Origin of the sequence: Streptomyces sp. NPDC006265 (assembly GCF_040613555.1) — a bacterium.
Lineage (GTDB): Bacteria > Actinomycetota > Actinomycetes > Streptomycetales > Streptomycetaceae > Streptomyces.
Genome location: NZ_JBEXSH010000165.1, coordinates 1 through 12,982, shown reverse-complemented (window position 1 = coordinate 12,982; position 12,982 = coordinate 1). Strand labels below are relative to the sequence as shown.

Genomic DNA, 12,982 nt, shown 5'->3' with positions numbered 1-12,982 from the left:
GACCGCCTGGTACACCTCGCGGACCCGGGCCTGGATGTCGAGGACATCCCAGTCCGGGCGGGTGGCATCGCCCGAGCGGGCGGCGGCCCGCTCCATGGCGGCCTCGGGGGTGATGTCGAGGACGAGGGTGAGGTCCGGGACGACGCCGAGCTCCTCGGTCAGGACGGCGTACGTCTCCTTCGGCGGCCTGCCGTGCTTGACGGAGAAGAAGGCGAGCTCGGACAGCAGCCACCGGTCCACGATCACCGGGCGCACCGCAAGTGACGCGGCGATCAGGCGGGCGGTGGCCTGCTTGTCCGCGGCGAGCGCAGCCAGGTACCGGTACTCGTTCTCCGCGGTGGGCTGATACTTGCCGTCCACCAGGTCCCCGGCGACAGCGGCATCCAGGAAGTTGGTGGTCAAAGCGGCGAGCGGAGTGATCCGGAACAGGCCCTCGAAGAGCCGGAAGAGACCCTTGCGCAGCGTGGTCTTGCCGGTGCCGTCCAGGCCCTCGATGACGATGAAGGGGTTGCGGTCCATGTGCTACTCCACCTGCCCGGCGCCGGTGCCTCCGGCGTACTTCATGAATCGGCCACGCCACGGGATCGAAGTGGATACCAGGTCCACGAGCCGCAGCTCACCCAGCTTCTCCAGGAGCGCCGGCAAGCCCGGTTCGGTGACGATGCCCTCGGTGACGGCCCGGCAGTACGCGAGCCGGACCGCGTCGTCGGTGGACTCGTGGCGCAGGTGGTGAGCCAGGATCCGCTGGGCGGTGCCGAGAGCGACGACGCGGGCGGCCGCGCGCAGCGTGCCCAGGCTGACCGTGTCGTCGATCGGGGTGAGGCGGGCGTGGTGCACGCCCAGGTGCCGGATCGCGGCGAAGGCACCAACCCACCAGGCCGAGGCGGCGCTGACCGCACGCACGGCCGCGCGGAGCGTTTCGTCCAATACCCCGTCCAGGAGCAGGACCTCGACCTGCTCGGCGGAGCCGGCCAGCGGGTTCGCTCGGGACGCGGGTGTTCCGTGCTCGGCGGGCAGGTTCACCCAGGCGCTCAAGTCTGCCGCCTCGACCAGCGCCGTGGCCCGCGGGTCGGACAGCGCGGCCGGGCGGGCGGCCAGCGCACCGGCCGGCATCTCGGTCATTGTGCTCGCCCCGGCTTTGATGGCGGTGGTCTGGTCGTGTAACTGCGACAGGTGCAGGGCGAGGCGCTGCACCTGCAGGCCGTCGGCGAGCGCCTCCCAAGACTCGTAGAGGGTCGGCGCGACATGCGGTGGTGAGGCGGGCAACAGGTCTCCTTCGAACGAGGGGATGCGAGACGCACGGGCAGCAAGGCCACAGGCCGGGCCAGACGACCAGCTTCCGGGAACTGTTCTAGGTCCGTGACGTGCTCGAGCGAGCGCTGCGAAGTCTCGTCATCCGGTGCCGACAGACAAGCCCAGGCGATTCCTCGCGGAGGGGGCAACGACCCCAGCGCAGACACCAGGGACTCGACGATCAGCAGACCACGGCCGTCCTCGGCATCCGGCGTCGGGCATGCGACCGCAAGCCGACGGCGCGGGTGGCGGTCGAAGACCGGGACATGCTCGCTCAGCCGGGCTACATGAGCAGGCCGGTGTGGGGGTGGGGCACCGACTACTGCCGGATGACCTTCCTGAATGCCCGATTGATCTTGGGGTTGCGGCCGGGGACGTACGAGCAGATCGGCTCGTAGCCGCAAGCGGTGTACAGGCTCAGGGCCGCGACGTTGCGTATGCCGGTTTCCAACAGGACCCTGGTGGGGCCGCGGCCGAGCACGTCCTGCTCCAGAGCGGCGAGGATCCAACGCCCAAGTCCCTGCCCGCGGGCGGGCGGCACCACGTACATCCGCTTGATCTCGGCGGCCGAGGTGTCGAGGGTGCGCCAGCCCCCGCAGGCCAGTGCCGGCCCGTCCCCGAGCCGGGCAACGAGGAACAGGCCGTCGGGAGCGTCGAAATCCGCGTCCTCGGTGGCTGCGGGGTCGTCGGCAGTGCCGTAGGTGGCCAGCTGCTCCTGGTGGAGGGCTTGGACGAGGACGCGGGCGTCGGAGCTGCCGTAGGGGACGGCGGTGAGCGTCCACTCCGGGGCGCACTGGAACAACGAGGTCATGGTGTCGATGGTGCCGTGTTGAGGGCGTCCAGCGCATCACCATGTCCGACGCTGCTCAGTTGCCGGCCGACGGCGGCGCGGACTTGGGTGAGGAGGCTGCGGCAACCGCAGGGTCAGGGCGGCGTGGCCCTGAGCGGCGCCGAGAAGCACTGAAGGACAGGGAGGCGGTCTCAGAAAGCGGTGTGGATGTCGCTTCGCGGATCCCCGGTTACCCGATGGTCGTCGTAGAGCCCGTCGGCTTCAGCCATCAGAGCCCGGATCTCCTGCCCGGCTGCTCGCAGCGCGCCTCGGTCGGTGGGATCCTCCGGCACCGTGCTCTGCGCGACAGCCAGCCGCAATGTCCTCGCCATGGCGCGGACGCTACGGCATCTCCGCCCCTGGGGGCTCAAGGTCCGGTGGGCCCGGCCGGATCCGCGTGGTTCCTGTCCGGTTCGCCGGCCGTGACCGGCGGGCTGGCATATCGGTCACAGGGAGGGCGGGCCCGCGTTCGTCCTCTCTCAGCCGCTGCAAGACCGCCTCGCAGGGGCCCGCCCCCTCTTCGCGGCGCCGGAAATCACGCCCGTCAGGTCTGATCCGGGCTGCTCCCGCTTAGGAACTCGCGGGCTCCGCGGAGCCGGGTGCGCAGTTTCTGCTGGGTGGCGCGGTTGTCGAGTCGTACGTCGAGCCCGCCAGGCAGTCCCGCGGCGGAGCGGCGTGCGGAGGGCAGCCGGGCGGGGTCGAGTCCGTCGCGGCGGGCGATGAGCTCGCCCAGCTCGTGACGGCTCAGGGCGTCGGGGCCAGCGAGGTGGAAGACGCCGGCGGCGTCGGATCGGGTGATCTCCCACAGGGCGGCGGCCAGGTCCGTCACGTGGACGGGGCAGCGCACGTCGTCGGTGAATAGGGCACCCTGCCGGCTGCCGGCTGCCAGCGCGTGCACCAGTTGCTCGTGCTCGGACCGGCCGTCACCGATGATCAGCGAGGTGCGGGCGACGACACCGCCGGGGCACAGGATGCGGATGGCGGTCTCGGCGGCCGCCTTCGCGGCCCCGTACGGGGTGAGCGGATCCGGAAGGCAGGACTCGTCGTATCGGTGGCGGCCCATGCCGGAGAAGATCGCGTCGCTGGAGACGTGCACCAGGCGGATGCCGCGCTCGGCCGAGGCTCGGCCGAGGCGGATACCGCCCTCGGCGGTGACCGCCCAGTCCGCTCCCCCGCTCGTCGCGTTGATCACCGCCGCCGGAGCCACTATGTCGAGGACTTCCTCCAGGCCGGCGGGATCACGAAGGTCGAGGTGATGCCAGGCCGCTCCATCGCCACTGCCCGGGCGGGAGTGGAAGGTGGCGGCCGGACGCCGACCCGCGGACACTGCCCGGCGTACCAGCTCGGCACCCAGGAAGCCGCTACCACCGATGATCATCACAGTCATGCCGTCTCACGTTACGGGCGACAAGTGCCGCCCATGGCGGCTTTGCGGGATCCGCTGCCCCAGAGGCATGGAGACCGAGCACGGCTTCCTCGTCCGCCTCGAGCCGGGAGCCGGGAGCCGACGGCATCCGCCTGGCGCTCTCTCCACTCTCTGAGGTGTCGATCTCCGCCAGCGGCGCGGGAAGATCGTCTGGTCCCACTTCCCGATCGCCCTGCCGACGAAGGCCGTCCGGGCCGTTGAAGGGGTGCGGACGTGCTGCCCGCACCGGTTTGGCTGGCGGGCGCGATCCGACGACGACTGAGGAGAACCCCGTGTCCGGGAACATCACTAAGGCCAAAGCGCTGTGCTACATCGTGCGTGACGGCCAGCTGCTGGTCCACCGTCACGTCGACTTCTCCTGGGAGGAGGTCGGCGTCCAGGTCCCGGCCGGCAGCATCCGCGAGGGCGAGACGCCCGAGGCGGCGGCGCTGCGCGAGGCCCGAGAGGAGACCGGGCTGACAGACTTCAAAATCGTGTGCAAGGTCGGCGTGACGTCGTATGACATGGGCCCGTACCGCCCCGAGATCCAGGAGCGGCACATCTTCCTTCTGGAGCTGACCGAGCCGACGCCCGAGCGGTGGCCGAGCCAGGAGGACCACGACGGCAAGCAGGAGCCGACCCGGTTCGAGTGCTTCTGGATCCCGCTGGAGACCGCGCACGTGCTCCAGTCCGGGCAGGGCGCGCTGCTCGGACTTCTGGACGCCTGACCCCATCTATTCTCGCCTCGCCCCGTACAGGGAGGCAGCCGATGCACAGCACGCCCGCCTGGCACGGCCCGATCGACGGGCCTTGGTCCGCGTGCTGGCCGCTGGTCGCACGTGTCCCAGGCGGCGGTGATCAGTGCCGGACGCCCCGGGACTTTCAGGCGTTGGCTGGCCGCGACCGGGTGAGCATGGGCCCATACGCGGCCAGGGCGGCGTCGCGCTCCAGGGGCGGGTAGTCCTGGAGCTCTTCGACGATGCGGTACTCGGCAAGGAGCTGCTCGGCCTGCTGGAGCAGGATCGTGTCGCCAAGCTCGGTCAAGTGCACTCCGTCGCTCCACAGGGCGGCCGGGCCGTCGGCCAGGTGCCGTGCGGCGGCGGTGAACGGGGCCCACACGTCCAGGAACAGCGCGCCGTGCGCGGTCGCCGCAACGTGCGCGGCCGCGCTGTAGCGGGCGAGTCCCGCGTTCATCGCGGCGACAGTGGCGGGGTCCTCTACGGGACCGAACGGGGTTTCGGAGACGACGACGATCCGACGGGTGTAGCCGCTGAGCTGGTCGAGCATGGCGCTCAAATGCCGGGCGTACTCGTCGAGGTCGACCGCCTCGGACGTCCTGCCCTGGAAGCGGCGCCAGACGTCGTTGATGCCGCAGCCGAGAAACACGAGGTCATAGTCGGTGCAGGTGGTGGCCCGGTCGGCTTCGACGATGCGGGCGATGTCGCGGCTGGTGGCGCCGCCCTTCCCGTGGTTGTGGACGTCGAAGGCGATGTGCGGCCAGGCGGCGCGCAGGGACAGGGCCAATCGGTGAACCCACCCGCGCTGGGCCCAGTCTTCAACGGTGACCTTGGAGCCGACCTCGGGCAGGTTCGCCTGGGTGGTCATCTGCGCGTTGACGGCCTCCAGGTGCTCCATAATCGAGGTGCCGAAGAAGCCGACGGTCAGGGTGCGGGGGTCCTCGCGCGGCCCGGGTGCACCGTTGAAGGTGCGGCGGGAGTCGGCCGGGACACCAGTGGCAACTGTGTCGGGGGCGATGCTATGGGACACCACCGCGTTCGCGCCGACCAGCGCGTTCGCGCCGACCAGCGCGTTCGCACCGATGCGGACGCCGGCGGTGACGGTGACCTTGTCGGAGAGGATCGCGCCGGGTCCGATGATGATCGGGGCGGCCTCGTACCCGGACGCCCAGTGCACCAGCTGTCGGGTGGGCACGTGTTCGGTGGTGCGGGCACGGTGGTTGTGGTCGTGCAGGTCGACCATGTTGGACAGCGCCGCTCCAGTGCCGATGGAGATGCCGACCATGGCGGAGATGCAGGTGTGCTCTCCTATGGCGACATCGTCGCCGATGGATACGGTGGCGCCACGGTGGACCTGGATGGTGACGCCGCGGCGGATCGAGACCCGGTTACCGAGGGTCAGGTGGGCGTCGGGGTCGATCTCGACCGCGAGGTCGTCGGACAGGTCGCAGTCGTCGCCGAGGATGAGCGCCGGGCCGTGCTCGGCGCGCAGCCGCTCGACCGCGGAGTGCAGGGGCGGAGTCGTACTGGTCATCGCGGGAATCGGCCCTTCGTTTGGCGGTGGTGGCCGGGCCGGGCTCAACGTACCGGCGACTGTGAGCATGCGGTGGCGGACATTCAGTTACCGGCGGGCCTTGCGGACGAGGAACGGGCCGATGGCGAGGGCGCCGAGAGGGATGGCGGCGAAGGTGGCGACGGCGTCGCGGGGGGTGCACACGATCGGCTCGGCCTCGTGGTTGAAGCTCGTGTTCAGCAGCGCGGGCGGGCGTCCGGTCTGCTCGGCGAACGAGGCGAACAGCTCCGCGTAGCGGTGGGTGTCGTCGCGGGGGACGGTCTGCGGCCGCAGCGTGCCGTCGGTATGCACGGCGCGGCCAGGATGAGTCTGCGGGCGGTATCGATGGCCTTCCGGGCGACGATCATGAGCCGGTGCGGGGCGCTCGTGCCGATCAAGTCGGGCGCGGCCTCGGCCAGGAGCGCCGGGTCGAGCGGGCGTCACGGTTCGCGGTGCTTGATGTGGTTGCGGGTGTAGGTGCGGCGGTGGTCATCGACTCGCCTCTCCAGGCACCTTGTCGTCTTGAGCGCCGGCATCCGAGGTGCAGCCTCGTGGAGGCAGTGGACCTGCCCGCTGCGATGCGGACGGGGGTGTCAGCGCGCCCTCTTCACTCGATCGGCTCTTTCCAACTGCGTTTCTCCCTCCCAGGGCCGAAGCATCCAGCACACTCCGTTTCGTCGTATGCCCTTCGCGTAAGGGTGTGGTGGTCGAGGGGAGTTCACCTGCTGTGGGTCGTTACCGCCTGATCGAGTACGCGGCGGTGCTCGACCCTGCCGATCCTCCGCGTTCGGGCCGGATGGTGTTCTTCAGGCCCGTGGCGTCGATGGGGGCGCCGGAGAAGGTGACCGTTCCCGAGGGCGCCGTGCTCGGCGAGCGGGAGACAACGGTGGTGCGGGCCCGCCGTGACGGGGTCCGCTCGGCCCGGGCACCGTACTGGTGGATGCCCATCGACGCCGCACTGCCGGTACTCGCGCGCAGCCGTCTCGACAGTGAGGGTGACGAAAGTTGCCAGTTCTGGGGGGCAGCCTCCTTGTTCGCCCTCCAGCTGCTGGCGCGCGGCCGGCTCTACCCGGACGTCACGGCTGCGGGCTTCGACACCTGGCGCAGCGCGGCTCGTCTGCCGGACGAGCAGGAGTACTTCGATGCCCTGGCAGAGGCAATGCCTGCGCAGGCTCGTGCCCTGCCGTTCGGCGCGAACAGTTATCCGCTGTCCGTTCCCGAGCGCTCGTTCTTGCTCGAGGCGTTCCTCGACGCGGCTGCCGACTCCTTCGCGCGCACTCCTGGCGGCGCGGGGGCGTACGCGGCCCGCGCTCGGCAGCACGTTCCGCACCTGACGCTGGGGACGCAGGCCCGTCCTGCGGGGGCGCCGGTCAGTGTGCAGATCTCACTGCGCCTGGAGATCGAGGACATCGGCGACACCGGTGTGCGGGCCGTGGTCCAGGTGCAGGACGCCGACCCGCCCCACGACCTGGTGGACGCCGGCGCGCTGTGGCGTCGCCCGGCGCCGCCGGGGTCCTCGGACGCGGCCCGGAAGGAGGGCACACTGGTCGCTCTCCGCGGCGCCGCGCGCGCCTGGTCGCCGCTGGAGCGCCTGCTGGACGCAGCCGTGCCGGACGCTCTGGAGGTTCGCGCCGAGGAAGTCGACGACCTCTTCGGTGACGCGGTGGACGACCTGATCGCCGCGGGCTGCGCGGTGCACTGGCCCCGCGATCTGGTCCGCTCCCTGACGATGCGGGCCGTTCTGGGACCGAAAATGCCGGGGACCTCCCCGTCGGGTCGGCTGGGTCCGGACGCGCTGCTGGGTTTCCGATGGCAGGCGGCGCTCGGGAAGGACGGGGACCTCACCGAGGGTGAGATGGACCGGCTGGCCGAGGCGAAGCGGCCCTTCGTGCGGCTACGCGACCAGTGGGTCCGTGTCGACGCGGCGGTCCTGCGCAGGGCCCGCCGCCGGAAGATCGCCGACCTCGCCGCCTTCGACGGTGTCGCGGCTGCGCTGACCGGTCGGACGGAAGTGGACGGCGAGGTGATCGAGGTGGAGCCGGCAGGGTGGCTCGCCACCCTGCGCACCGTACTCACCAGCCCGGCCCCCGAGACGGTGCCTCCCAAGACGTTGGCCGGCACGCTGCGCCCCTACCAGCGACACGGCTTGTCGTGGATGCAGCAGCTGACCTCGAACGGGCTCGGCTGCTGTCTCGCCGATGACATGGGGCTGGGCAAGACCATCACCCTGATCGCACTGCACCTGACCCGGCAGGAGACCGGCGAGACTCGCGGTCCGACTCTGGTGGTCTGCCCGGCCAGCCTTTTGGGCAACTGGGAACGCGAGGTCAGCAGGTTCGCTCCCGCGACGGGCGTACGCCGCTTCCACGGCCCGGGCCGCACGCCGGCCGGCCTCGACGACGCCGGCTTCGTCCTGACCACCTACGGCACGGCCCGGCTGGATGCCGAACGGCTCGCGGGTGTGGACTGGTCGCTGGTCGTCCTGGATGAGGCCCAGCACGTGAAGAATGCCGCCTCGTCCACGGCCCGCGCCCTGCGGATGATCCCCTCCCGCGGCCGCGTCGCGCTCACCGGCACACCGGTCGAGAACAACCTCTCCGAACTATGGTCGGTGCTGGACTGGGCCACCCCCGGGCTCCTCGGACCGCTCAAGGCGTTCCGGACCCGCTTCGCGAAGCCGATCGAGGCGCGCCGTGACCCGGCTGCCACCGCAGAACTCGCCACGCTGATCCGGCCGTTCGTGCTGCGCCGGCGCAAGAGCGATCCCGGCATCGCGCCGGAGCTACCTCCCAAGACCGAGACGTCTGAGTTCGCGCGCCTGACCCGCGAGCAGGCGGTGCTGTACGAGGCGGTGGTCCGCGAGACGATGGCCAAGATCGAAGCCGCTGAGGGCATCGCCCGCCGCGGCCTGGTCCTCAAGCTCCTCACCTCGTTGCGGCAGATCTGCAACCATCCGGCCCAGTACCTGAAGGAGGCCGACTCCCCGCGGCTGGCTGGCCGTTCGGGAAAGTTCGACCTCTTCGAGGACCTGTTGAGCGTCATGCTCGCCGAGCAGCAGTCGGTGCTGGTCTTCACGCAGTACGTCGAGATGGCCCGCTTGGTCTCCGCCCGCCTCGGTCAGCAGCACATCGATCACCGCATCCTGCACGGCGGCACGCCGGTGGCTGGCCGTCCCGCTCTCGTGGACGCCTTCCAGAGCGGCGACTTCAACGTGTTCCTGCTGTCGCTGCGGGCCGCTGGCACCGGCCTGACCCTCACCCGCGCCCAGCACGTCGTCTTCCTGGACCAGTGGTGGAACCCCGCCGTTATGGACCAAGCCGCCGACCGCGCCTACCGCATCGGCACCCGCCATCCCGTCCAGGTCCACAGCCTGATCACCGAGGGCACTGTCGAAGAGCGGATCGCCGAGCTCCTGGCCGCGAAGAAGGATCTCGCCGACTCCGTCCTCTCTGACGTGAGCAGCGGACTGACCGAGCTGAACGACGAGGAGCTCTTCGACCTGATCACGCTCAGGAGCAGTGGATGACCCTCACCGACCACAACCCCTACCGGATGCGGTTCACCCCCTTCGCCCCGCTCCCGGGGGACGAACTGTGCGAAGGTGCCGGCGGCCGCCTCTGGCTGGAAGCGCTCTCGCCCCAGGCCAGGGGCACCGCGAAGAGCCCGTTCGGCCGCACCCGCGCCTATGCCCGGACCGCCGCCGTGACGCACCTGGTGATCGAGCCCGGCATCATCCGGTGCTGGATCAACGAGACCACCGGTACCGCCCCGGCCCCGCGCACGTACGTACCCCAGCCCAACCCGACGATCCACATCCCGGTCCTGGATCACGGGCAGTGGCGCGACCTCACCGTGATCACCCGCCACCTGGTCGACCGGCTCGCGCGCCTGCCGGCCGAGGACGTCCTCCAAGAGCTCGTTGTCGCAGGTGCCCGCAACGGCCTCCGCCTCCTGCCAGCCCTCGACCAGTGCCGCGCCTCATGCGGTTGTTCCAGCCGCAGCGCCCTGTGCAAGCACGCCGCCACAGCACTGATCCAGGTCGCTCGCTGCCTCGACGCGATGCCCCTCGTCCTTCTCCTGCTCCGCGGCCGCCCCCCAGTCGACTTCTTCGCCGGCCTCCAGGACCCCGACCACCCCAGCCTCCAGCACCACGATCACAGGCACGCGCCGCTTCCGCCGGTCACCTCCGCCCACATCGCCTTCCACGACGGGGAACAGGCCACTCGCCCGCCCCTCCCACCGGTCGTGAGCCCTCCCGAGAAGCCGGCCGTCCCCGTGGTCCCCGCGGTCGGCGGTTTCGCCGACCACAGCCTTGCCGGGCTCGCCGGCGACACGGCCCGGCGGGCTCACTCTCTTCTACGCACGCTGACCGAAGGCGTCACCACGGCAACGGCACGGCCGACGGACATCTTCGCGGGGGCCGAGCCGGGCGGTGGTTCACCGGTCTCACCCGAGCTCCCCCACATTCCGCTGCAGCAGCGGCTCAAAGAGCTTCAGGAAGCCACGGGCATGACCAAGGCGGAACTGGCCCAACGTCCGCGACTGGGGCCTCAACGGCTGACCCCGCCGCGGTGACCTCTCGGGGTGGCTCTACCGGGCAAAGGCCGTCCGGGGTCGCGGAGGGGGTTGGTGGTCACCCAGCCGGCTTCCCGGCGGCCAGAGGCGGCTTTCCGGTGAGAGCCGAAACCGAACTGCCGCACAGGAGCGCCGCAGGGCCCCGTGCTCGACGGCGCGCTGTGCCCGGGCGAAGAGCCAGCCCGACACCAGCGTCGCCGATCTGATCTCGTGCCGGCGGTGGCGCCGTTTCCCCAAGCCTGCGGTTCCACGGGCGAGGCCCACTTGCCGGACCTGCTCGGGACCGGGGCGATGGCCTTCGTCGGTGGCCAGGCTGTGGGCCGGCATCTCAGTCCGCCGGCTTCCTCGGCGAGACCGTCTTCGACGAGCGTGTCCTCACGGGCGGTGGATCGCGGTGCGGTTCAGGCCTCCGGCTAGAGCGGTGACGCGTGCGCTCGGACCGGTGACGCTACCGAATGACGCTGCCCCCGTTCGCTCGACCTCCGCGTTGACCTGCTTCTTTGCCGTCCGGTTGATCGGGATGCGGACGCTGATGACGCTCTGGCGCACCATGCCTCTATTTTCTTCTCTTCTCCTCCTTCTTCTCAGAGAGATGGGGAGCCGGAGCGTCATAGCGTCATGGGGCCGGTTGGTGGGAGGGAAATTCCCAGGTCGGCGCCGGTATGGGCCGGATACCGGGTGCGTCATGGGAAGCGTCAGCACCGCGTCATCTCTGCGCGGGCGAGGCCGTCCTCCGGCAACCCGTCGGCCGTCGACAACGGGCCCGGTCCAGCGCGCAGCGGCCGGGGAGGCGGGCTGAAGTCCCAGGAGGTGCCTTCGGTCTGCGCGGGCCGGTCTTCCGACGGTCCGAGACGTGCTGAAGGCCCGCGCGCCTGGGGTGGCGGCGGGTTCGGTGACGGTGTGGGGGCTGGTTCGCGGCCGTACGGAGGGCGCGTGAGGTCAGGCGGGTGGTCCGGAGTCCGGACTAAGGGTGATGAGGAAGCCGCGGGTGGCGCTGGTGCGGGGCAACTTGCGGATGTCGATGCCGCGTTGACGCAGGGCGGGTGCGAGGGAGGTCAGGCGGGCGGAGAGCAGGGCGGTGGTCTTGGGCCAGGTCTCGGGGATGGGCCCGGGTGGTCGCAGCACTTCGTCGATCTGGCCGGTGGTGGCCTGCCACTCGGTGCTGCCGGCGGTGGCGGACCAGCGGGTGAGGGCGGTGGCGACCGGGTCGGCGTCGATGACGTCGTCGGTGACCGCGTCCTGGGAGCCGGTGTAGGTGTTCAGGGTGTCCCAGCCGGTGACCGCGTCGAGTGCCCAGAGCAGTTCGGCCCAGTCGGCCATCCGTGGCTTCTGGTTGAGCTGGTCGGCCGCGTCGGGCAGGCGCGCCCACACCGCGGCAGCCAGGTCGAGCAGGCCGCCGAGGATGCGGCCGTGGGCGGCGCGGTAGCGGCGCCACAGCTCGTGCTCGCTGCGCCGGGCCTTGGGGTCGATGGCCTCCAGGGTGAAGGGGAGCAGGCGTTCGGCGAGGTCGGGCTGGAGGGCGCCGACGTCGATGCCGGTCAGCAGGACCGGGCGCTGGTAGGCCCAGGAGGTGACGTCGTCGTCGGTGTAGACCTCGCGCTTGGCGACGGAAGCCCCGGTGACCGCCCGGCACAGGAAGTCCGACAGCCACTGAGGGATGCCGGCGAGGTTGTCCAGGCCCATGGTCCACCCGGCGGACGCGGCCACCGCGCCGTCGTCCTCGCTGCGCGGGACGTTGCGGACCTCGGCGCGGATCCCGTCGAGTACGCGCAGCAGCTGCCGGGCGGAGGTGGTCTTGGCGGTGCCGCGCTCCCCGTTGAAGTACGCGATCGGGCGGGGCATGTCCGGACGCAGTCCGGCCAGCAGCCAAGCGACCGCCATCCGCCAGGACGGCTCCGCCAGCGCGGACAGCTCGCGCAACAGTCCGAGTCCGGCCTGCCAGCCGCCCGGATCGCGTTCGGGCATCGGGAGTTCACCGGTCAGCCGGGTGCGCCTCCACAGCGGGCCCTCGCCGATGGGCGGGGTGGTCACCGACCAGGTGCCCGGCTCGATCAGCACGCTGAGCCCGTCGGAGCGGCCCAGGTCGAGCCAGGTCGCCTGTTCGTCAGCCGGGTCGGGGGCGATCCGCAGGCAGACCGGCTGTTCCTCGGCGTCCAGGGCGAGGGCGTCCATGGAGGCGATCGCGTCGGTCAGGCAGCCCTGGGACGGGGAGCGGCCGGTGCGCAGGACGTAGGCACGGTTGAGGAGTTGACGCAGAGAGCCGGTGCCGCCGAAGCCGCCCTTGGCGCGCAGCGGGCGGGCGATCGGAGGCCCGTCGACGGGGACGGCGTACGCGGTCTGGTCGTGGCGCACCAGCTGGTACTGATCCATGCCCAGGTGCAACAGGATGTCGGCCTGTGACAGCTTCGGCTCCCGCTCGGCGGGCCGGGGCTCCTGCTGCCCGCCCTCGCCGGCCGGTTCGGCGGGATGGGGTTCTCGGGCGGGTGAGGGCAGCGTGGCGCGGGAGGTGAGGGGGTGGTTCATGACCGTGCTCCCGGGCTCGGGTTGGTGCGCGGCGAGCGCATGCCCGCCTGAAGTGCGCGGCGGAGGGT

Annotated in this window: 12 protein-coding genes; 3 read left to right on the top strand and 9 right to left on the bottom strand. The window is 71.0% G+C overall.

Annotated elements, in window-relative coordinates; all coding sequences use genetic code 11:
- The 5 genes from ABZ281_RS16195 to ABZ281_RS16175 form a co-directional block, all read right to left on the bottom strand.
- Positions 1 to 519: thymidylate kinase (locus tag ABZ281_RS16195; RefSeq protein ID WP_356655976.1), on the bottom strand; the 519-nt coding region annotated here is incomplete at its 3' end.
- A gap of 3 nt (positions 520 to 522) precedes the next feature.
- Positions 523 to 1,266 (bottom strand): hypothetical protein, encoded by a 744-nt coding sequence (locus ABZ281_RS16190; protein ID WP_356655974.1) that lies wholly within the window; start codon positions 1,264 to 1,266, stop codon positions 523 to 525.
- A gap of 346 nt (positions 1,267 to 1,612) precedes the next feature.
- Complete coding sequence (locus tag ABZ281_RS16185) at positions 1,613 to 2,104, bottom strand: GNAT family N-acetyltransferase (protein ID WP_356655972.1); 492 nt, start codon at positions 2,102 to 2,104, stop codon at positions 1,613 to 1,615.
- Positions 2,105 to 2,274: 170 nt separating this feature from the next.
- Positions 2,275 to 2,454 carry a hypothetical protein gene (locus tag ABZ281_RS16180; RefSeq protein WP_356655970.1) on the bottom strand — a complete coding sequence of 60 codons (180 nt, stop codon included), beginning with the start codon at positions 2,452 to 2,454 and terminating at the stop codon, positions 2,275 to 2,277.
- Between the two features lie 212 nt (positions 2,455 to 2,666).
- Positions 2,667 to 3,509: a sugar nucleotide-binding protein gene (locus ABZ281_RS16175; protein ID WP_356655968.1), complete on the bottom strand. Its 843-nt coding sequence runs from the start codon at positions 3,507 to 3,509 to the stop codon at positions 2,667 to 2,669.
- A 311-nt stretch (positions 3,510 to 3,820) separates the two neighbouring features.
- Between ABZ281_RS16175 and ABZ281_RS16170 the strand changes: the two genes are divergently transcribed.
- Positions 3,821 to 4,255 carry an NUDIX domain-containing protein gene (locus ABZ281_RS16170; protein ID WP_356655967.1) on the top strand — a complete coding sequence of 145 codons (435 nt, stop codon included), beginning with the start codon at positions 3,821 to 3,823 and terminating at the stop codon, positions 4,253 to 4,255.
- A 154-nt stretch (positions 4,256 to 4,409) separates the two neighbouring features.
- On the opposite strand, the gene ABZ281_RS16165 is transcribed toward ABZ281_RS16170, so the two are convergent.
- Both ABZ281_RS16165 and ABZ281_RS16160 read right to left on the bottom strand, forming a co-directional pair.
- Positions 4,410 to 5,798: a GDSL-type esterase/lipase family protein gene (locus tag ABZ281_RS16165; protein WP_356655965.1), complete on the bottom strand. Its 1,389-nt coding sequence runs from the start codon at positions 5,796 to 5,798 to the stop codon at positions 4,410 to 4,412.
- 87 nt (positions 5,799 to 5,885) lie between these two features.
- A complete protein-coding gene (locus ABZ281_RS16160; RefSeq protein WP_356655963.1) occupies positions 5,886 to 6,128 on the bottom strand; it encodes a carbamoyltransferase C-terminal domain-containing protein in 243 nt (80 codons plus the stop codon).
- A 415-nt stretch (positions 6,129 to 6,543) separates the two neighbouring features.
- On the opposite strand from ABZ281_RS16160, the gene ABZ281_RS16155 reads away from it, so the two are divergent.
- Together ABZ281_RS16155 and ABZ281_RS16150 are read left to right on the top strand one after the other, a co-directional pair.
- Positions 6,544 to 9,342, top strand: a complete 2,799-nt coding sequence (locus ABZ281_RS16155; RefSeq protein ID WP_356655961.1) for a DEAD/DEAH box helicase — start codon at positions 6,544 to 6,546, stop codon at positions 9,340 to 9,342.
- The gene (locus tag ABZ281_RS16150) at positions 9,339 to 10,391 is read left to right on the top strand and encodes a hypothetical protein (protein WP_356655959.1); all 1,053 of its coding nucleotides are present in this window, start codon (positions 9,339 to 9,341) and stop codon (positions 10,389 to 10,391) included. The genes ABZ281_RS16155 and ABZ281_RS16150 overlap by 4 nt, the downstream gene beginning before the upstream one ends.
- 375 nt (positions 10,392 to 10,766) lie before the next feature.
- Here ABZ281_RS16150 and ABZ281_RS16145 read toward each other — a convergent pair whose 3' ends face one another.
- Together ABZ281_RS16145 and ABZ281_RS16140 are read right to left on the bottom strand one after the other, a co-directional pair.
- Complete coding sequence (locus ABZ281_RS16145; protein ID WP_356655957.1) at positions 10,767 to 10,943, bottom strand: hypothetical protein; 177 nt, start codon at positions 10,941 to 10,943, stop codon at positions 10,767 to 10,769.
- 387 nt (positions 10,944 to 11,330) lie between these two features.
- Positions 11,331 to 12,914 carry a hypothetical protein gene (locus ABZ281_RS16140; protein WP_356655955.1) on the bottom strand — a complete coding sequence of 528 codons (1,584 nt, stop codon included), beginning with the start codon at positions 12,912 to 12,914 and terminating at the stop codon, positions 11,331 to 11,333.
- Positions 12,915 to 12,982 lie beyond the last annotated feature (68 nt).

What these genes read in the sequence shown, in the direction of transcription:
- ABZ281_RS16185 (WP_356655972.1), bottom strand. Translation starts at nt 2,104, where the DNA reads ATGACCTCGTTGTTCCAGTGCGCCCCGGAGTGGACGCTCACCGCCGTC.
- ABZ281_RS16180 (WP_356655970.1), bottom strand. Translation starts at nt 2,454, where the DNA reads ATGGCGAGGACATTGCGGCTGGCTGTCGCGCAGAGCACGGTGCCGGAG.
- ABZ281_RS16175 (WP_356655968.1), bottom strand. Translation starts at nt 3,509, where the DNA reads ATGACTGTGATGATCATCGGTGGTAGCGGCTTCCTGGGTGCCGAGCTG.
- ABZ281_RS16165 (WP_356655965.1), bottom strand. Translation starts at nt 5,798, where the DNA reads ATGACCAGTACGACTCCGCCCCTGCACTCCGCGGTCGAGCGGCTGCGC.
- ABZ281_RS16150 (WP_356655959.1), top strand. Translation starts at nt 9,339, where the DNA reads ATGACCCTCACCGACCACAACCCCTACCGGATGCGGTTCACCCCCTTC.
- ABZ281_RS16145 (WP_356655957.1), bottom strand. Translation starts at nt 10,943, where the DNA reads ATGGTGCGCCAGAGCGTCATCAGCGTCCGCATCCCGATCAACCGGACG.
- ABZ281_RS16140 (WP_356655955.1), bottom strand. Translation starts at nt 12,914, where the DNA reads ATGAACCACCCCCTCACCTCCCGCGCCACGCTGCCCTCACCCGCCCGA.